Below are 19200 nucleotides of genomic sequence, written 5' to 3'. Positions count from 1 at the left end.
CGTTGAATTTGATGGAAACCTGTACACGAAGAAGCCTGGCACTCAACGAATGCCAGGCTTCACCTCTCTAATTAAATATCCATCGTCCATCTTTCTTCCTGCGTCTTTTTCAGTTGCCTTTCCGTCTCCTCCGGGTAAACCGTACGGAATTTATGATGGTCGGCAGGGATGATTTCTACCATTTTCGCAATCATATCCTCAGGGTCGAACTGGTTCTTCAACCCTTCCTCCTGCTTTTCCATATCCTCTTTCCTGGTAAAATTCTTCTCCTCATCGTACCACTTCCACTTTTCCTCAGCCGCCCGCTTGTTAAAGCCTGTTTCGAATGCCCCCGGGTTGATCGTCGCTACTTTTACATTGTGCTTTGCCAACTCCGACTTCATCGTTTGGGCGATTCCCTCGATCGCATGCTTCGTGGCCGTATATGGCCCGACATACGGTGTTGCAGAAATGCCCGCCATCGAACTCATGAAAATGATTTTTCCCTTTCCCTTTTCCACAAGCTTACGCGCAGCGAGTTGCACAGTTTCCAGCGTAGCGAAAACATTCACCTCAAATAGCGCGCGGATCCGGTCCATTGGCACCTCAGCCAGCGGCCCGCCTTCATTGATCGCCGCATTCGCGACAAACACATCAAAATCATAATCCTTGATTTGTTCACGATCCCGCTCATTCGTAATATCCAGCTTGAACACTTCCATATCAAGATCCTGCTCCTCAGCCTCTCTCATCAGGTCCGTCTTTTGCGAAGTCAGCTCAGTCGTCGCAATCACCCGGTGACCTTTCTGAGCAAGCCCAAGTGAAGCCCCACGGCCAAGGCCGCTGCCTGCACCCGTAATAAAAATCGTTTTAGCCATGTCCGATTCCTCCTATCAAAATGAATTAATAGTTTCATCTTCCCAGGAGGAGGATTTATAAAACATAGATTGATTAGCAGGAAATCAGGAACAATGCCTAATATCCTATATAGAATTAATTGGCACTCTGTTCCTAGGTATTCTTCACTTCCAATAGTTGCTGTAATGTAATTTAAAACCACCATAACAAATCAAATGAATTTGAATACACCCTTCTCTCCTGTATATTAAGGCTAGAGAACAATTTGGAAGGGTGATTACTATTCAAAAGCAAATACAGCTAAAAAAGAGGCCAACCGGAGTTCCTACATATGACCATTTTGAATTTGTTGAAGTACCTGTAGAAAAACCGGCAAAAGGAGAAATACTTTTACAGACTATTTATATTTCGGTCGATCCTTATTTACGCGGGCGCATGAATGACACTAAATCCTATATTCCGCCGTTCAAGTTGAACGAGGCGATTTCAAGTGGCGTAATCGGAAAAGTGGTTGAATCCCAGTCAGATCTTTTTGAAGTGGGCGATTTCGTTATAGGCTCATTAGACTGGCAACAATTCTCCATCGCAAAAGAAAATACAGTCCGTAAGATTGACCCGAACCTGGCACCCATTTCCGCATACTTAAGTGTATTAGGCATGACTGGCCTTACAGCATACTTTGGTTTATTGGATATCGGCAAGCCGAAAGCAGGTGAAACAGTCGTTGTTTCCGGTGCTGCCGGAGCAGTCGGTTCCATCGCGGGTCAAATTGCAAAAATCAAAGGTGCAAGGGTCGTTGGCATTGCTGGCTCCGATGAGAAGGTCCGTTATCTCTTAGATGACCTTGGATTTGATGCAGCAATAAACTACAATACACAGAATGTTGGAAATGCCCTAAAAGAGACTTGTCCTGATGGAATTGATGTTTATTTTGAAAACGTCGGCGGAGAGATTTCCGATGCGATTTTCCCTCTCTTGAACAACTTCGCAAGGATTCCTGTCTGCGGAGCGATCTCAGCGTATAACCAGTCAGAGCCAGATCTAGGACCTCGTGTACAGGGTTACTTAATCAAGACTAGTTCTTTGATGCAAGGGTTCACAGTAGGAAACTACTCGTCCCGCTTTGGCGAAGGTGCCAAAGAATTGGCCAGCTGGCTTTTGGAAGGTAAATTGAAGTATGAAGAAACGGTTACAGACGGCTTTGAGAATACAATTGACGCATTTTTGGATTTGTTTAGGGGAGCTAATCTCGGAAAAGCGATCGTTAAAGTTGCAGATTCTGATAAATAATAGACAAAGCCGTTACGGAGATCTTTCCGTAACGGCTTTCCATTTACCAGCAAACTACACTGTCTCCTCTTACAACGAAAATGCCTTATACCATGCTTTACAAAATCTTTCTGTACAAAAATCAGACCTTTAACAATCCACGGAAACCCCTGGCACCATAGTACGAATCCGCTCCATTGTGGTACACAAAAACCGTGTCATAACGGCGATCGCAAAAAAGTGCCCCGCCGAGTTTTCTAATTTTCTCAGGTGTTTGCACCCAGCTCGATGTTTTCAAATCGAAATTCCCAAGCTCCTGCAGCTCGCGATATTGTACCTCCGTTAAAAGTTCTATGCCCATGGCAGTAGCCATATCCATCACGCTGTTCTCCGGCTTGTGTTTTTTCCTTGCCTCGAGTGCTTCACGATCATAACAAACACTTCTGCGGCCTTTTGGACTTTCCGCTGCACAATCATAAAAAATGTATTCGCCCGTCTCCTGATCAAGACCCACAACATCCGGCTCCCCGCCGGTTGTTTCCATCTCATTGAGCGACCATAGTTTTTCAGTATTGTTTTCGAGCTTAGCTTGTACTTCGGCCCATTCAAGGCCTTCATGTCTGTTCATATTTTTCTCAAAACGAGCTTTCAAAGCTTCTAGCAGTTCTTCCTGTTGTTCTCGTGACAACTCTCTGTTTCCCTTTGCCATATTAACTCCCCCTTGTTTTGATGCACAATTACAAATTATTGATTGTTACTATTGTGTTATTCTAATTTTGCTACCCCTAATGCTAAATGTTCCCACAGTACCTCTTCAACTTTTTCTACCAATTCCATTTGACATTCTACGACTAACACCACTTCTGACTTCTTCCCTTTAACAACCCTATTTCTCTTATGCACAACTTTATAGATAATGTAGTCGATTATAAATCCAAGTAAAAAACCAGTTGCCGCGCCAATAAGTCCCCAGTAAATAGGCCCCCATTCTAAAATAAATCCTACACTTGCGCCAACGACAGAAAAGGCCGTTCCAATCGCTGCTCCCTTGTCAAATAGGCTAATACCATCAGCACGATGAAGTGTATCAAATAATCTCCTTTCCTCCACTCTATTAATAAGGGGAACAGCAAGGATACTTTCTTTTTTCACACCTACTTTTTCCAAAGAAGTGATGGCAAGTTCAAGATATGAGGAATGTTCAAAGGTCGAGAAAATCTGCAATTATTTCACCTCATCCACTGAAACAGGCATTTTCACCCGGTATTGTTGATAATTTTCTTTAAGATATTTTCTTTGTTCACTTTCATATAGCTTATTATTTTCGACTGTATTGACGTATGAATCATAGATTGCAAACCCGTAATGAGAAGGCATAAACAGGAGCCATTGCGGATCAAGGACTTGTGTCGCCTCACTGATATCCCCCAGGAAAAGCAGATGGATAGCAACCAGGATCTTTGAAAAATATACAAAAACAATCATAAATATCAAGGTGTAAATCGCAGTGATCACTCGATGGATATACAATTGACCCAACCCCGGCGTAAGGATAGACCATACAATGGCATTGAGCGGTCTTCTTTTATCTAAATAATTGATCTCTGCAGCACCAATGACAAATGAATTGAATTCCGCATCCTCTCGTTCCGCTAAAAGGAACACTTTATTCATATCAACAGTGGTTCGGTAACTATCCCAAATTGCAAAAATATAAACTGGAATATACATAAGTGTCCATCTTGGATCAAGAACGTCTTTTGCCATCTCTATATTCCCGGTAAAAGAAAAAACCATAGCCTGATTTATGTTAGCCATATTATTAACAAAAATCTCCCAAATAAATAAAGCATAACCTCTAAGATATTTAGACAGAAGAAGATGTCCAAACCCCGGAAACGCGGCTGACCACCAGGCAATAATGAAGGGATTTCGCAGATGAAGTTGAGTGGTACCAAGGGTACTAACGTGTGCTTTAAACCTCCGTGCTTTTCGGGAAGGGTTAACTGGATTGGTTGGATTGAAATTTTGCATAAGTATCCTCAACTTTTTTGTATGTTAAGGCTATCTTTTAATAAATCTGGTAATTTTATTCAGTCACTCTAAGTATGAGCAATGTGACTCAAAATTACTGTCCATATTGGAGTAGCTGAACTTGCGACAGCAATTATATCCCTTTCCCCTTATCATCCCTGAATGCGTCCCAAAGCATTATAGCTACTAGAATAGCCAACAGGCCTTTTCCGATATACTTCAGCGTTTCCGAACCAGAACCGTAAGACACAATTGAATAACTTACAATCATCAGAAACACGATAAACAGCTTAGTATTTCTTTTCAAACCTGTCCCCCCACATAAAACCTCTTCAAAACTAATCCTCCTTGTTAAGCAATCACAGCCATGAAAGTAGTACCTTTCCCCTTTAAACGTCTACCTCACTGGTGATAATTGGCTCTACCCGTTCGTTCCATTATTTTTGAATTTTAGGACCCTTCTAACCGCAAGCAAGATATATAGAAGTACGGAATACAGAGTTAAACTAACCATGGATAAAATCGCCTGTGGTTTCACCGATTCACTGGTGACTCCGTGGAGTTTGTTATGATCATCAATCGATATAAAATAAGACCAGATGAAATTTAAAGTGATGATCAACATTAGCAATGCCAGAATGGCCTTTTTATGTAAAATCAGTCTAGTCAAACTCTCCTTAAATGCCTTGGATACTGACACCTTTGAGTTTCCTTTGCTACTAATCTTATTGTTAAAAGGCGTTAAGAAGTAAACCATCAAGCCTCCCCAGACAATACCAAAAACCAATAATTCAGCTAATGACATTTAGATTCCTCCACATATCGGCAATTTCTAAAGACTTATGGTTTTCTTTCTACTGTTTAGCTTCCAGGTATTTTTTATAAGCGCTCGGGCTTTGCAAATGTTCAGGAACGGTTTCAAGTACAGGCTCCTGCAACTGCTCTTGTACACTTGCATCAGGCGATATAGCCGCAACCCTTTTACGGACGTCATTAAGCAAATATATCCCTCTAAATAGACTGCCTGCAATAATACCGAAGGCAAGGATGCCACCTATAATCGGGCCCATAGCAAATAGAAGGTAACCCAGAATGACACTTAACAAAATGGATAAAAACAAATACATGACTACCTTTACCTCCATTTCTAACTTAGCAAAATAAAATTCTGCCGAAACTCACTATCATTGATTGATATTCTGATTCTTAAATCCCTGGTTCGCAGCACATACTCTTTGACCCCGATAAATTCCGATTCAGCAATCAAATAGAATTGAGTTCCTTTTTTCAAACCCTTAAAGTCCTTTTTCAACATATATCTCTTCATTATTATTCTTGTAACTCCTGTAAGATTCTTTTCAATAAGTTCAACAAAAAGAAGCGTGAATCCTCCAAGATTTACGCTTCCTTTGATAGAATATTGAGCTTTTCACTAAAAAAGCTACCTTGTTTGGCATGAAGCCCTGAGGCAACACTTAACTTTAATGCCTCACCTTGTCCAGTTAGCGCGAAGCTTTTGGCGGCTGGCATACTTCGCATTTGCGCTGGTGATTATCCTTGAATTTCTTGAAGGGTTTTTCAAAATTGTTGCCGCAAGCGCATTTGAATAGTAATTTTTGGGAAAAACCGTGATATTCTGTCGTCAGCAGCTTACTCTCTGAATTTTTCTCCACAAACTCTTTGATTTTATCAATCGTCCATCGTTTATTCATTTCTTATACCTCCATATATGATCGCTAGGCGGAGGCTTTTCGAGCATCCGTGCAATTATGTTTAAAATCCATCTAAGTTCCTCATTATACCATGTGCCGACATACAATTATATAAGCTGTTTAGTCTTTATTTTCCTTCTCAAGCAGCTCAATTATTCGGTCAAGTTTTCGTTCCATGCTCTTTTGATTGTCTGGCTGCTTTATTACAAGTGACCGGATAACATAAAAAATAGTCGCAACAATACCAATCATCAAAAGGATAGCAATAAGCTGAAATAATAGATCTCCAATATTCATATTAACATCGCTCCATATTTTTTTGATTATTAACCTATAGTTTCTTTAAACTCCGCTTCCCTTTCATTCTGAATAATCATTTCCAGTGCATCTCTTGTTTCAGGATGCAGTATCATTTTATCTGAAAGACTGATAGTGGACAGCTTGACCTTCCTCCCCCACCTTCTCGAAAAAGAACGCCAATCACATACCATTTCAAGCAGATATTTTCTAGGCATTGGCAAGGCGAGCTTTTGATTTGGATCGACTACCCAATACTCCCAATGATGTTTATTTTTATGTTGATGATGGAGCCAAGCAAACTTCCATTTCATTTCATCAATAGAATCTATATTCCTATCCAAAAAGAATTTCTTCGTATATGGTATAAATTCCTTTGGATTAAATTTTGATAAGTCATGAGTAATCCCTTGAATGTATAAACCTTCTTTCCAACATTCAACTAAAACATTGATTTTATGTTCAAGTATATAAAGAAGGTTTCTCCAGCAAGCTTTTAGCATAGTAACCCCCTACTTTACTAGAGTATATTGTCAGTTCATATTCTCCTTGATAGGATGGTATTCCTCCCAATCTGTAATAAAAAGGTATTTGTTTGTTGTTTATATTGATTTACATTCCTCCCCTTCCGGACTTACTATTAAATTATATTCTGGACAGGGGTGGTATTTTTGGAAAAGTTTAGAGTCGGGATAATCGGAACTGGTTTTGGCGCAAAGGTTCATGCTCCATTGATGGACCACCATGAGGGGTTTGAAGTCGTGGCTATCTCGAGTGTTTCAAGGGGGAATATTGTGGAAGCACAGAAAGCCAGCGGGATTGAGAATGTCTATACCGACTGGCGTGAAATGATTGAAAAGGAAACACTCGATTTAGTCGTAGTTGCTTCGGCCGTTCATTTACATAAGGAAATGGTTGCCGCTGCTTTTAAGAAGGGCGTTCATGTTGTTTGCGAAAAACCAATGGCCATGGATGTTGCTGAAACAGAAGAAATGATTACGGAAAGAGACAAGGCTGGCAAACTCGGGCTGATTAATCATGAATTTCGCTTTTTGCCGGTACGTATGAAGATAAAAGAAATCATGGAAAGCGGAAAACTCGGGGGAATTTTGCATGTCCGTTATGAGTGCTCTTTTGCCAATTATAACGGACTGATTTCAAAACCGCGTGGCTGGCTTGGCCAGGAAGAAAAGGGAGGCGGAATGCTTGGCGCAATCGGATCTCATATGACAGACGCTCTTCAATGGTGGATGGACAGCTCATTTAAAGATGTGTTCGCCCAGCTGCCAATTCACATCCCCACCCAGACTGATGAAAACGGGAATACTGAACACCGAACAGCGGACGATGCTTTCCAGATTATCGGGTCTCTGGAAAATGGAGCTACTGTAACGCTTGAGCTCATTTCCGCAGCGCGCCAAACCTCACACACATGGAGACTTGAAATCTACGGTACGGAAGGCACACTTGTGATGCTGGATGACAACAAAGTACTGCTTTCTGAAGGAAATGCAGCACTTGAAGAAGTCGAGCTGTCAGCCGATTTAGAGGCACCTTCCACTATGCCGCAAATCGCAGCACGATACTATAATGGATTCCAAAGAGCTTTAGATGCGCTCCATGAAACACTTGTTTCCGGAAATAAGCATCCGTATCTTGCTGATTTCGGGCATGGACATACGACTCAAAAAGTATTGGATGCAGTAAGAACCTCAGCACGCGAAGGTCGAAAAATAGAAGTAAAATAAATGATTCACGTTACAGGAAGCCTAAAAGGCATGAGACAGGTATCTTATCAGGCTGATGCCTTTTATTATTCCAAAATCCCAGGATGCCAAGAGATGACTCTCTCGCTTCCTAAAAAAGTCCATTGTAAGATATTAATCAAACGTTTGATTAAAGTGCCAAACGATGTGGCCGATGGGAAAATGGGGTTAATCAAACTTTTGGTCAATAATTTTTGTACGGGAATGCCAGGGCATGAGTACGATTTTTTCGGATTCATGCCTTTTTATATCCCTGGAGAATCCTCCGCGCATCATTAATATTAAAGGCATTAAAAACTGATGAGCGTCCGCACTTATTACTTGGGGGCTCAGGTTGAGCACCCGAGCTGATAGACGGAAAAATTCCGCTTAATTAGTATTTATCCTTTAAAAAAGCTTAAATAGACGGAGAGATTCCGCCTATTGACTCGAAAACTTCGAAAATCGGGGATTTTAAAGTGAATAAGCGGAAAACCTCCCCTTATATCCCCCCGAAACTAGTTCTAGTCTGCATTTAACCGGAAAATCTCCGCTTATTTACTTTTGATGGTTACTAGATTTCGGAAAAGAAATTCTTTTTAAAAGGGAATGGTTTACAGGCTTGTCATGCTACATATCCCGAAGCATAGTGTTTAGGGAACTTAATTCCTCTTCAATCGCTGCCAGCCGCTTCTCCAGCGGATGCAGGTTGCCTTTTACAGATTCCAATTTTTCAAGATTGTGCTGAAGCTGTAAATACTCGTCTTTCAATTCGACGATTTTATATTCTATTTCTCTTTTATCCATTGATTAGTTCCCCCTGTTATGACGATTTCTTTCTTTAGAATAGCGATATAGGGGCGTTTATTCAAGAAGCATACAAAAGGCGTACAGATAAGTTTCTGTACGCCCTTTCCACTATTTATTCACTTTAAAAAGCGTGATGCTATAAATGGCTGCAAGACCTACAAGGATGTAGACTACCTTTGCAATTGGACTGTCCATGCCTCCGAAAAGACCGCCGACTAAATCCCATTCAAATAAACCAACCAAAAGCCAATTTAAACCGCCGACAATAAGCAATACTAATGATACCAAATTTAAAGTTTTCATTTTGACACCACCCATTGTATAATTTTTGTATAACCTTTCGATTTAATTATACAAAACCTATACAAAATTAGCAAACATTTTATATAATTATATTAAAATGTTGATTTGACAACTTTTAACCTGTGTAATTTTTGTATAATTTCTCTATACTGATGAGTGGAGGTGAAAATATTGTATAGCATTAAGCAAGTATCAGAACGATTGGATATACCCGCCGTCACGATTAGGGCCTGGGAAAACCGCTACAATGTTGTAGCTCCGACAAGGACCGATGGCGGCCACCGTTTATATAGCGAAAAGGATCTCGAAACACTGAAGTGGATTAAGACTCAAGTACATGAAAAAAACATGAAAATCAGTGACGCAGTCCGGCTGCTGCAGGAGTCCCCTCCGGCTTCCGCCCCGCCTCCATCACAAAATGACAAGTACGGTGAGTTAAAAGAAAAGCTATACGAATCCCTAATCAACCTTGATACCCAGAAGGCAAACCAGATTGCGGACCTTGCTTTTTCTTTGTATGACTATGAAGAGGTATTCCATCACATATTAGTTCAGGTTTTGTATAAGGTTGGAGATGAATGGGAGAATGGCGCCATCAGCGTTGCCCAGGAGCATTTTGCTTCGCAGTTCATTATCAACCGCTGCACCCAGTTCCTGAGGATTTTGCCTGTGAATCCAGCACTTCAGAAAGTGTTGGCATTCTGTCCAGAAGGAGAGCAGCATCAAATCGGATTGATGGTTTTCAGCTTATTTTTAAAAAAGAAGGGCCATGACGTCATATATTTAGGCCCGAATACACCACTTGAAGGATTATCAGATCTGATAAAAATGAAAAATATTAGCGTTGTCGCGATTTCAATGACGAATCCGAAACCCATTAAAAAGGTGGAGGACTGGATTCAATCTTGCCTCAAACTGGATCCATCCCTGAAATTCATTGTCGGGGGCAGCTGTGTTGATGAATGTCCAAAACTGGAGTCAAAATCTGTCACCTACTCACTCGGGTTTGACTGGGACAAATGGTATGACTCGTTTATGCGGGGAATATAAAATTTTCACACAAGAAAAGCAACGCCGCAGCGTTGCTTTTCGCTTATGTCCCGCAAAAAGTTTTGTATGGACGTACTGATGGGGGTGCCGGCTTGCAGTATTCGGCCTGTTCAGCTGAATGCTCGTATGGGTTGGCAAGGATTTCGAGCAATTTCACCATGACACTCAAGTCACCATTCACAGCCGCCTCGAGTGCTTCCTCTACCCTATGATTTCGCGGTATGACACCCGGATTGTTGTCACGCATCAGCTCCTGTGCGTCTTCCTTCGATTGCTCCTGGCGCCCAAGTCTTTCCTCCCATCTCCCATGCCACTTCGTGAACTCCTGAGCCTTGAACAACTCCGATTCTTCTAACTGGTCAAAGGTCAATGCTTTAAACGTATTCGTAAAGTCAGCTTTATGCTTATGCATGAGATTAAGCAGGTCGGATATAATCGCCTTGTCTTCTTTTTCCTCATTGAAAATACCCAGTTTCAATCTCATTCCGGATATGAATTCTGACTCAAATATCTCTGGGAATTCAGAGAGGGCTTCCTCCGCCAGTTTTACCGCCTCGTCTTCATCTTCATTCAGCAAAGGCAACAAGGCTTCAGCAAACCTCGAAAGATTCCAGCCGCCAATATACGGCTGATTCCCATATGCATAGCGGCCGTCGCGGTCAATTGAACTGAAAACGGTCGCCGGATCATAGGTGTCCATGAAAGCACATGGCCCATAATCAATCGTCTCGCCGCTGATTGTCATGTTGTCAGTGTTCATGACCCCATGGATAAAACCAACATGCTGCCATTTCGCAATCAATGCTGCCTGACGCTTGATTACTTTTTTCAAAAAGGAAAGGTAGCGGTTTTCCTCTCCTTCAACTTCAGGATAATGACGCTCGATTGCATAATCAGCCAATGCCCGCAGGTCCTCTGTCTTACCCCAGTTCGCGGCAAATTGGAATGTACCAACCCTTAGATGACTGGCTGCCACACGGGTTAGGATTGCTCCAGTTTGCATCGTCTCGCGGATGATTTGCTCCCCCGTTGTCGTCACTGCCAGACTTCTGGTCGTCGGGATTCCCAAACCTACCATTGCTTCACTGATGATAAATTCCCTGAGCATCGGTCCAAGTCCTGCACGGCCGTCTCCGCCACGGGAATATGGTGTACGCCCTGAGCCTTTCAGCTGGATATCAAATCGCTCGCCATCAGGGGTGACCTGCTCGCCAAGCAGAACTGCCCTCCCGTCGCCAAGCATCGTGAAATGACCGAATTGATGTCCTGCATATGCCTGGGCAAGCGGAGTTCCCCCTTCTGGGACCTCGTTGCCGCCAAAGACGGCAGCCCCTTCGTCATCTTGCAGCACTTCAGGATTTAAACCGAGCTCCTCCGCAAGCGACTCATTAAAGATGACCAGTTCCGGTACCTCCACAGGAGCTGGTTTCTGAAGACTATAAAATATTTTAGGCAGCCGTGAATAGCTATTATCGATATTCCAGCCGGCTTGATTATTCGTCATGTGGATTGCCTCCTTAACTTTCACTATATCTTCGTTCGCTTTTCATATCCATTAATGTATTCTTCCTGTTACTTAATATACCCTCCCTATTGATCGGTAAAGCTGTCATTTGTATTGATATTACGCTTGAAAATTCGCAAAAACCATTGGCAAGCGTCGTGCTGCCTTTCCACTAAAAACAGCCAGGTTTTTTATAAAAATAGCCTAATCCTGCGGAGGATTAGGCTATTCTTATATCTACCCTTAGACATACTCCACGCTGCGGGTCTCTTTTTCCAACATGAAATAATTACGGATGATGTCTTTATCGGAATGCGGGATCCGTTCTCCTTTTACCAGCTGTGCCCCGTTGATACAGCCGCTTGTCAGGACGATCAGATCCTTTTCACTGCTTAAGTCCATAGCAGCCAGGACACCCTCATGACGAGTTGGCGCTCTATGGATATTGCCCGCTCGCGGCTTTTTAAAACCGGTAAGAACCTTATCGATAATATCCTCAGGATCATGAAAGCCCGGGTGATCAACCGAAACAACAATTTCATCCGCCTCCCCTTCAATCGCCTGGGCCATTTGCGGCATCTTCTCCCAATCCCTGATCCCTATCCCCGCAATCATCACAATCAGGCGACGGTGAGGCATTTTTTTCACCTCTTTGATCAGGTTTTTCAAGGCTGGAGGCGTGTGTGCATAATCCAGGATAATGTTTCGGTTTCCGTATTCCTGCAACACTTCAAGCCTTCCTTCAGGGCTTTCAAGCATCGTGATCGCCGGGAGAATTTCCTCGACGGTGAATCCGGAATGCAGCGCAGTACATACTGCCGCCAGAAGGTTTGCAACATTATAATTGCCGAAAATCGGAGCCCTGACGATATAGGACTCTCCCCCGACAATCATCTCAAAGACCGTCCCAGTGGCAGACATCTTGATATTGCTCGCTTTCACGTCCGCCTCTGTGTTCTTATCGAGGCTGTATGTCAGCACAGGTCCGTTAAAAATTTCGAGGATTTCAGCTGACATTCCCTCATCATCCATATTCACTACGGCTTGTTTTGCCTGGCGGAACAGCTTCAGCTTAGCGTTGCGATAATTTTCAAATGTATGATGGAATTCAAGATGTTCGGGCGTCAGGTTTGTATGTATGGCAATATCAAAGTTGATTCCTTCTACTCGCTTCTGTTCGATGGCCACGGAGGTCACCTCCATCGAAGCAAGCTGGTCACCCTGCAGGTACATTTGATTAAAAATAGAATGCAAATCAATTGATTCAGGTGTAGTCGGGGTCGTCTGGCTGAATTCAATTCTGCCCTTTGAGGAGAACATTCCAATTGTACCAATATATCCGCTCGGCATTTCTAAATTTGTCATAAGTGATTTTACATAGGCCGCTACAGTTGTTTTGCCATTCGTTCCGGTTACTCCCACCGTTTTGATTTTTTCATGGACTCGTTCATAAAAGATGATTGAAATCCTTGCCAGGAAGCTGCGAGCGCTTTCGGTTAAAACAAATGTCACGTGTGGATACTGGTGAAACGCTTCCTCAAGCCGCTCAAGGTTTTCACCGGCAATGACACCTGCACCCTTCTCAACAGCTTCTTTTATATACAAATGGCCATCATGGTTTTCCCCGCTCATGCAGACAAACACCGAATTAGGAGTAACTCTCCTCGAATCATAATAAATCCCGCTAATATCTTGTTCAGGCGTTCCCAAAATCCTCTTAATCGAAAGCTGGCTGTGATGATTGAAATGAATATACATACTTTCTCTCCTTCTGAGTGGGATATCGTTGAAAGGTTAATGGTGGATAGTCACGGTGGATCCAATACAGGAGATGCGGACTCTACTTCTTAGGCTGTGATTATTTTCCAATGTTAGTGGACAGACTTTATTCTTTTACCCAATAGACAAATGTATACACCCGTTCCGGCACATTTAATAATCCAATTCTATTCAGCTTCTTCCAAAAATTACAAAAAAGACGAACAGCATCAAAACTGTTCGTCTTTAAAAAGTTTTTCTATTATTGATTTCCGTTATTAACCCATCCTGCAACAGTCACAGTGCGCTTCGCCTGGTATTTTACCGCAGCTTCGACGTCTTCAATCATGTTGCCGTCCTGGTCGACTGTTACGCTTGTTCCGTATGGGTTGCCGCCAGCAGCGAAGGTTACTGGGTCACTGTATCCTGGCGCTGCAACGATTGCACCCCAGTGGTACATCGTAGTGTAGAGTGACAAAATAGTAGCTTCTTGCCCACCGTGAGGATTTTGCGCGGAGGACATGGCGCTCACGACTTTGTTCACGAGCTTGCCTTGGGCCCAGAGGCCGCCTGTTGTATCAAGGAATTGCTTCATCTGGGATGGCATGTTTCCAAATCGCGTAGGAACGCTGAAAATGATTGCGTCTGCCCATTCAAGATCGTCTGGAGTCACTTCAGGGATATCCTTTGTTGCCTCAACTGTTGCTTTCCATGCTTCGTTTCCTTCAATCGCTGATTCAGGCGCTAATTCCTTCACCTTAAAAACCTTTACTTCTGCGCCAGCTCCTTTTGCGCCTTCCGCAGCCCACTTAGAAAGCTGCACATTCGTTCCACCCATGCTGTAAAAAATCACTGCTAATTTAACCATTATATCTGCCTCCTTTAGTAGTAGTTTTCCACAATCTCCCGTCCTGCAAACTCGGCCTACAGATACTCTTTTTCAATCTTGCGCGTGCTGCGGACGGTATCAATCGGTCGCACAAAGTCCTCGATTTGTTCACGCTTCGATTCGAGGAACGGCGGCAGTGACAATTTTTCACCAAGTGTTTCGTATGGTTCGTCACCCATGAAACCTGGTCCGTCTGTTGCCCATTCGAACAAGACTCCAGGCGCCACACGCGCATACAATGATTCAAAGAAGAATCTGTCGACATAACCGGATGTGCCGAATCCAGCAGACTTCATATGATCGATCCACTCATAAAGAACCGATGTGTCAGCAACACGGAATGCTGCGTGATGCACTGTGCCGAATCCCTGGCGTCCTGCCGGCAGCACTTTGTTATCCTCAACAATGACCTGTGCGCCGTTCCCGCCTTCACCCATTTCGAATAAGTGGAGTGTACCCTCTTGCCCTACTTCTCGCATATGCATGACTTTTTCCAATACCTCTTTAAAATAATCGAAGCGTGAGATGCGGATGTGGATCGGTCCAAGACCTGTGATCGCGTACTCCAACGGTACCGGACCGTTTTGCCATGGAGTTCCTGACGCAACACCTTCATTGTGTTGATCAGAAACAAGAATATATTGCTGATCATCAAAATCGACGAATGAAATCGTCTTTTTCCCGAACAGTTCCTTGATGCCCGTATGCTTGACGTCGTATTTATCAAAACGCTTCACCCAGTATTCCAGCGCCTCATCTGTCGGAACACGGAAGCCGGTTTTGTAAATCTCATCCGTTCCATGTGACCCCTTAGGAATCCCAGGAAAATCAAAGAATGTCATATCCGTTCCCGCCGATCCTTTATCATCAGCGAAAAATAAGTGATAAGTACGGATATCATCCTGGTTGACGGTCTTTTTTACAAGACGCATTCCCAGCACATATGTGAAAAACTCATAGTTCTTTTCTGCGCTGCTTGTAATGGCTGTAACATGGTGTATTCCTTTTAATTCGTTCAAGTTGTCTCCCCCTTTATCTCGAAACCGAGATATTAATTCAAAAAAATATCTATTCTTACTTTAACCTTAATGACTTCGAAAAAAACATAATATCTTGAATTCGAGATAATTTTATCATGTGATTATGATCATGTCAACTTGGATAAAAGCCCTTGAAATCACTCAAGGGCTTTCGAACTATTGTTTTAGAACTTCTTTATATTCATCTTTTCTCTCGAATTCCTTTTGCGCAAAGGAACAAACCGGCTCCACCTTCAGACCTTCATTTTTTGCCTTCTCAACAACCTGGCGTACCAATTCTTCCGCCACGCCCTGGCCGCGATTTGCAGGATCGACACCGGTATGGTCAATGACAAGAAACTTATCTCCATCCCTAGTATAAGTTACTTCTCCTACCTCGAGCCCATCTGAATCTTTCGCGACAAAACGTCCAACTTCTTCTGCATATTTAAACGACATAACAACACCTCCTGATCTAGTGATAATTGTCTTCCTCTTATTCCCGCTTCAAAACGGTTCTACTCACTTTTGTAAAACATTTTCAAACAAGTCTATACGATGCATACGAAATTATTGAACATGACAATCTAAAGATATGTATGCAAAACCGGCTTTTAAAAGGAATGATTAATATGGAAAATGAGCGTCTATCGCGTTTTGACAAGATTGTTGAGATGGGAAAGGAAGGGCAAAAAGCTTTAAATGAGTACTGGTGGGACTTTTCCCTATATACCTCTTTTGAATACTGGCTAATGGTCTTATTCCTTGTGGTCCCGCTCATCATTCTACTTCTTAAAATCAACAAAAATAAGCTTTTCCAGATTCTCTTTTACGGCTACAGTATCCATATGCCCTTTGGATATATAGATTTATATGGTAGAAATATGGGTTACTGGAATTATCCTTTTCCTGTCATTCCTGTTTTACCGGGGATTTCGCTCGATTCCAGCTTGATACCAATCATTTTTATTTTCGTATATCAATCATCGATGACCAGTAATAAAAAATATTATATGTATGCCACTATCACATCGGTAATCCTTTCATTTGTTTTTAAACCTATGCTTGTCGGATTAGGACTATTTAAAATGTATGGGTCGATTAACTATTTTCACTTATTTATCAGCTACGTATTTGTATTTATTTTCGCGAAAGTAATTACTGACTTTTTTCTGTGGATTAAGAAAAGATATGGCTCAAATAAATAATTTGGATTGCTCAAAAATAAAAACGGCCTGATACCAGGCCTATTTTTTATAAGCTAGAAGGAAACCTCTACCGAAAAACACTCGAGGGTACCTCAAATCTATTCCATAAAAAAACAATAAAAACGGCCGAGAGGATCCAGGCGAATACCGGCCTATGAAAATGGATCTTCAATATAAGGAACATGACCGCGTTAAAAAGAATAGACCAACCGAAATTCCAGCCATTGTAATATTTTATTAAATGATAATGCAGGTCAATCATTTCATTTATGATGTAAATTAGCATCCACCCTAAATAATATAAGAACTTAATGATGGCACCTTGTTGTGGAAAATGAGACAAATAGGCAAGACATGTCGCAGGATATTTTAATATCATGATGGAAAACGAAATATGTGCATTGGTGATTCCAATTTCCCTGTCACCAGGAGAGGGTACATACCTCCACATTGGATAATAATCCGACAGTAAATAAAGATAAATAAAATCACCAAGCATAAAGAAAAGGATTGTCGGATAGTACCTTCTCCAGTTCCTCCAATCCCCCCATATTATTAAGATCCCCAACCAAAAAATCGCATAAATCGCATTCGTCATAGTCTGCCTCACCGAAAATTATTTACAAATAAAGGAAACCCTTTCCGTAGTATACCCATTCCTCTATCAATTATTTCTTAATCGCTACTATCTTTTGAAGAACAAACTTACCTTAAGGAGGAATGATACAAATTAATAATCAGTCGGGAGGTCGATCCGTATGAGAAATAAAACGGGAAAAAGCACATAAAAAGTCCTTTTCATCCTCGTTTACCTCAACTGATTAGAAAGCCTCCTGTTAAGGATTTTTTATTAATACAAAAAGGAAGTACGAGAACATGCCTCATACTTCCTTTTTGTTTATTTCAATTCTTCTAGTTCTGATAATGTCGCCTGGATGTCTTCATCTGTCAGTGGTGCGAAGCCAGTTTCTGCAGCAATATCCTGAGCATTTTGCATTGTGTAAATTGCGTAATCAAGTACTTGTGCTTTCTCTTTTGCGTTATTAACATTCAAGTATGTGAAAACCGGGCGTGTGAATGGACCGTATTTTCCGTCTTCCTTTATTGTTTCCAGCGAAGGTTCAACAGGTCCGTTACCGAAATCCACGCTCACTGCTGCCAATTTGTCTTTGTTGCTTGCATAATATCCATAGCCGAAGAAGCCAATCCCATTCTTGTCTTTTGATACCAGGTCAACAAGTGTTGCATAGTCCTGCTGAAGATTGATACCTTCTACAAGATCTTTTTCCTCAAGGATTTTTTCGAACATGAACTCATATGTTCCGTGGTTTTCGTTAGGGCCGTATGTCTTAATCTCTTCAGCTGGGAAGTCAGCGCGGACATCAGACCACTTTTTCTTTCCGCCTTCAGCTAGGAAGATATCAACGATTTCTTCTTTTGTCAGTTCCTTAGCCCAATCATTCTCTTTATTAATAACGATGGTAATGCCATCTAAAGCTACTTTCATTTCTTTTACATCAATGCCTAGCTCTTCAGCTTTAGCTTTTTCTTCGTCTTTGATCTGGCGTGATGCATCATTGTAATCTGTTCCTTCTTCAACAAGGAATTTCTTAAAACCAGCGGATGTTCCGGAGCGGCTTACTTCTACAGAAACATCTTCCTGCATACCCATATAGTTTTCAGCCATTTTTGCCATGAACGGATAAACCGTACCTGAACCATCGATCACAACGCTGCCTTCAAGTTGAGTTTCAGTTTCATTAGAACCATTCGTCGCCTCTGCGTTGCTTTCTCCATCTGAACAAGCCGTTCCGAAAGCCATTACACCAGCAAGCATAGTAAACATCGCTAACTTTTTAAAACTCTTCATTCCTTAATTCCCCCTAATATTATGTCCGTTGCTACAAGAACAAGATTACTAGACAGTTATTAATGTTGTTTTAAGGAGGTGTAAATTAATTGAAAAGGTTTGTTAAGGAATGTTAATTCTTTCCTCAAGGGGAGAAGTTATATATAGTGAGGAAAAGGAGGTTTCGAGATGGACTATGTATTAGAAACTACAGATCCCGAAAAATCACTAACCTTGGGAACAGCCATTCAGGGGAATCCGACGATGGTCGTTTTTGTCCGCCACCTTGGCTGACCAATCTGCCGGGAATATCTTGCGCAGTTGCGCGAGCGAATAACTGAAGTTGAAGCAACAGGCTACCAGGTTGTTGCTGTCGCTCCTTCAAAAGGATCATTTATCAAGCAATTCATTGACCAGTTTGGGCCTTTTCCATTTCCTATACTTGGGGATCCAACGCGTAAAGCATATCGGGGTATGGGACATAAAACGATGCCTAAGTGGAAGCTGCTGGCGAAGGCGGGTTTCGGTTTCATTACCGGTCAAGTCAAAGACTTCATTCCTAAAAACGAAAAGCAGAAGGAATTCGTCATGAAATCGATGAAGACGCAGGACGTCTACATCCAGGGAGGAACATGGCTCTATTCGGCCGAAGGCAAACTCTTATGGAAGCATATCGATGAATCACCCGAGGATCACGCAAAAATTGATGAAGTCTTGCAGCAAATGAAAAAACGCTGATCAGCTTAACTCGCGATCAGCGTTTCTTCTTTTCATCTTTATCGGAAACTTGCTCAAATAACTGTGAAATATAACCTTTTAATTCAAAACCCTCATCATTCATGAATTCCTTAATTTGTTTCATCCTAATCTACCTCCGTTGTTAATATGTTGTTGGTTATAGTATTCCCAAACTAGC

At 42.0% G+C, this 19200-nt stretch carries 25 protein-coding genes; 6 read left to right on the top strand and 19 right to left on the bottom strand.

Going from position 1 to position 19200, the window contains the following annotated elements; genetic code table 11:
* Nucleotides 1-71: 71 nt before the first annotated feature.
* Complete coding sequence (locus CD004_RS00920; RefSeq protein WP_102261043.1) at nt 72-857, bottom strand: SDR family oxidoreductase; 786 nt, start codon at nt 855-857, stop codon at nt 72-74.
* A 262-nt stretch (nt 858-1119) separates the two neighbouring features.
* Between CD004_RS00920 and CD004_RS00915 the strand changes: the two genes are divergently transcribed.
* Complete coding sequence (locus CD004_RS00915) at nt 1120-2127, top strand: NADP-dependent oxidoreductase (RefSeq protein WP_407657673.1); 1008 nt, start codon at nt 1120-1122, stop codon at nt 2125-2127.
* 121 nt (nt 2128-2248) lie between these two features.
* Here CD004_RS00915 and CD004_RS00910 read toward each other — a convergent pair whose 3' ends face one another.
* The 9 genes from CD004_RS00910 to CD004_RS00870 all read right to left on the bottom strand — a co-directional run bounded on the left by CD004_RS00910 (nt 2249) and on the right by CD004_RS00870 (nt 6652).
* Nucleotides 2249-2815, bottom strand: a complete 567-nt coding sequence (locus CD004_RS00910; protein ID WP_102261041.1) for a DUF4256 domain-containing protein — start codon at nt 2813-2815, stop codon at nt 2249-2251.
* 56 nt (nt 2816-2871) lie between these two features.
* Complete coding sequence (locus tag CD004_RS00905) at nt 2872-3330, bottom strand: hypothetical protein (protein WP_102261040.1); 459 nt, start codon at nt 3328-3330, stop codon at nt 2872-2874.
* Nucleotides 3331-4140 (bottom strand): hypothetical protein, encoded by an 810-nt coding sequence (locus CD004_RS00900; RefSeq protein WP_102261039.1) that lies wholly within the window; start codon nt 4138-4140, stop codon nt 3331-3333.
* A gap of 133 nt (nt 4141-4273) precedes the next feature.
* Complete coding sequence (locus tag CD004_RS23615) at nt 4274-4447, bottom strand: hypothetical protein (RefSeq protein ID WP_158651447.1); 174 nt, start codon at nt 4445-4447, stop codon at nt 4274-4276.
* Nucleotides 4448-4561: 114 nt separating this feature from the next.
* Nucleotides 4562-4945, bottom strand: a complete 384-nt coding sequence (locus CD004_RS00895; protein WP_102261038.1) for a hypothetical protein — start codon at nt 4943-4945, stop codon at nt 4562-4564.
* A gap of 49 nt (nt 4946-4994) precedes the next feature.
* Complete coding sequence (locus CD004_RS00890; protein WP_102261037.1) at nt 4995-5267, bottom strand: hypothetical protein; 273 nt, start codon at nt 5265-5267, stop codon at nt 4995-4997.
* 375 nt (nt 5268-5642) lie between these two features.
* Nucleotides 5643-5852, bottom strand: a complete 210-nt coding sequence (locus CD004_RS00880; protein WP_102261035.1) for a hypothetical protein — start codon at nt 5850-5852, stop codon at nt 5643-5645.
* Nucleotides 5853-5972: 120 nt separating this feature from the next.
* A complete protein-coding gene (locus tag CD004_RS00875) occupies nt 5973-6149 on the bottom strand; it encodes a DUF4083 family protein (protein ID WP_102261034.1) in 177 nt (58 codons plus the stop codon).
* A gap of 29 nt (nt 6150-6178) precedes the next feature.
* Complete coding sequence (locus tag CD004_RS00870) at nt 6179-6652, bottom strand: DUF5662 family protein (protein ID WP_102261033.1); 474 nt, start codon at nt 6650-6652, stop codon at nt 6179-6181.
* A 168-nt stretch (nt 6653-6820) separates the two neighbouring features.
* Between CD004_RS00870 and CD004_RS00865 the strand changes: the two genes are divergently transcribed.
* Nucleotides 6821-7897 (top strand): Gfo/Idh/MocA family protein, encoded by a 1077-nt coding sequence (locus CD004_RS00865; RefSeq protein ID WP_158651446.1) that lies wholly within the window; start codon nt 6821-6823, stop codon nt 7895-7897.
* Nucleotides 7898-8194 carry a hypothetical protein gene (locus CD004_RS00860; RefSeq protein WP_102261031.1) on the top strand — a complete coding sequence of 99 codons (297 nt, stop codon included), beginning with the start codon at nt 7898-7900 and terminating at the stop codon, nt 8192-8194.
* 330 nt (nt 8195-8524) lie between these two features.
* Here the strand turns inward: CD004_RS00860 and CD004_RS23965 are convergent, their stop codons facing one another.
* On the bottom strand, nt 8525-8701 hold the full coding sequence (locus CD004_RS23965) for an SE1832 family protein (RefSeq protein ID WP_170029930.1): 177 nt from the start codon (nt 8699-8701) through the stop codon (nt 8525-8527).
* A gap of 111 nt (nt 8702-8812) precedes the next feature.
* Nucleotides 8813-9007: a DUF378 domain-containing protein gene (locus tag CD004_RS00855; RefSeq protein ID WP_102261030.1), complete on the bottom strand. Its 195-nt coding sequence runs from the start codon at nt 9005-9007 to the stop codon at nt 8813-8815.
* Between the two features lie 171 nt (nt 9008-9178).
* Here CD004_RS00855 and CD004_RS00850 point away from each other — a divergent pair, with 171 nt between their 5' ends.
* Nucleotides 9179-10057, top strand: a complete 879-nt coding sequence (locus tag CD004_RS00850; RefSeq protein ID WP_158651445.1) for a MerR family transcriptional regulator — start codon at nt 9179-9181, stop codon at nt 10055-10057.
* 43 nt (nt 10058-10100) lie between these two features.
* On the opposite strand, the gene CD004_RS00845 is transcribed toward CD004_RS00850, so the two are convergent.
* The 5 genes from CD004_RS00845 to CD004_RS00825 form a co-directional block, all read right to left on the bottom strand.
* Entirely contained in the window at nt 10101-11561 is a 1461-nt protein-coding gene (locus CD004_RS00845; protein WP_102261028.1) for a protein adenylyltransferase SelO, read from the bottom strand.
* 243 nt (nt 11562-11804) lie between these two features.
* Nucleotides 11805-13319, bottom strand: a complete 1515-nt coding sequence (locus CD004_RS00840) for a UDP-N-acetylmuramoyl-L-alanyl-D-glutamate--2,6-diaminopimelate ligase (RefSeq protein WP_102261027.1) — start codon at nt 13317-13319, stop codon at nt 11805-11807.
* Nucleotides 13320-13581: 262 nt separating this feature from the next.
* Nucleotides 13582-14187: an NAD(P)H:quinone oxidoreductase gene (wrbA, locus tag CD004_RS00835; protein ID WP_102261026.1), complete on the bottom strand. Its 606-nt coding sequence runs from the start codon at nt 14185-14187 to the stop codon at nt 13582-13584.
* Nucleotides 14188-14243: 56 nt separating this feature from the next.
* On the bottom strand, nt 14244-15227 hold the full coding sequence (locus CD004_RS00830; RefSeq protein WP_102261025.1) for a ring-cleaving dioxygenase: 984 nt from the start codon (nt 15225-15227) through the stop codon (nt 14244-14246).
* Between the two features lie 177 nt (nt 15228-15404).
* On the bottom strand, nt 15405-15686 hold the full coding sequence (locus CD004_RS00825; protein ID WP_102261024.1) for a GNAT family N-acetyltransferase: 282 nt from the start codon (nt 15684-15686) through the stop codon (nt 15405-15407).
* 173 nt (nt 15687-15859) lie between these two features.
* On the opposite strand from CD004_RS00825, the gene CD004_RS00820 reads away from it, so the two are divergent.
* Nucleotides 15860-16435, top strand: coding sequence for a hypothetical protein (locus CD004_RS00820; RefSeq protein ID WP_102261023.1), 576 nt, complete (start codon nt 15860-15862; stop codon nt 16433-16435).
* Nucleotides 16436-16502: 67 nt separating this feature from the next.
* On the opposite strand, the gene CD004_RS24565 is transcribed toward CD004_RS00820, so the two are convergent.
* The gene (locus CD004_RS24565; protein ID WP_102261022.1) at nt 16503-17033 is read right to left on the bottom strand and encodes a CBO0543 family protein; all 531 of its coding nucleotides are present in this window, start codon (nt 17031-17033) and stop codon (nt 16503-16505) included.
* A gap of 300 nt (nt 17034-17333) precedes the next feature.
* Nucleotides 17334-18305, bottom strand: coding sequence for a PstS family phosphate ABC transporter substrate-binding protein (locus tag CD004_RS00810; protein ID WP_102261021.1), 972 nt, complete (start codon nt 18303-18305; stop codon nt 17334-17336).
* 276 nt (nt 18306-18581) lie between these two features.
* Here CD004_RS00810 and CD004_RS00805 point away from each other — a divergent pair, with 276 nt between their 5' ends.
* Nucleotides 18582-19022 (top strand): peroxiredoxin-like family protein, encoded by a 441-nt coding sequence (locus CD004_RS00805; protein WP_102261020.1) that lies wholly within the window; start codon nt 18582-18584, stop codon nt 19020-19022.
* The last annotated feature ends 178 nt before the right edge of the window (nt 19023-19200 follow it).

It is taken from the genome of Mesobacillus jeotgali (genome assembly GCF_002874535.1).
GTDB classification, from domain to species: domain Bacteria; phylum Bacillota; class Bacilli; order Bacillales; family Cytobacillaceae; genus Mesobacillus; species Mesobacillus jeotgali.
The sequence above is the reverse complement of the archived record's forward strand: the minus strand, read 5'-3'. Positions and strand labels throughout refer to the sequence as shown.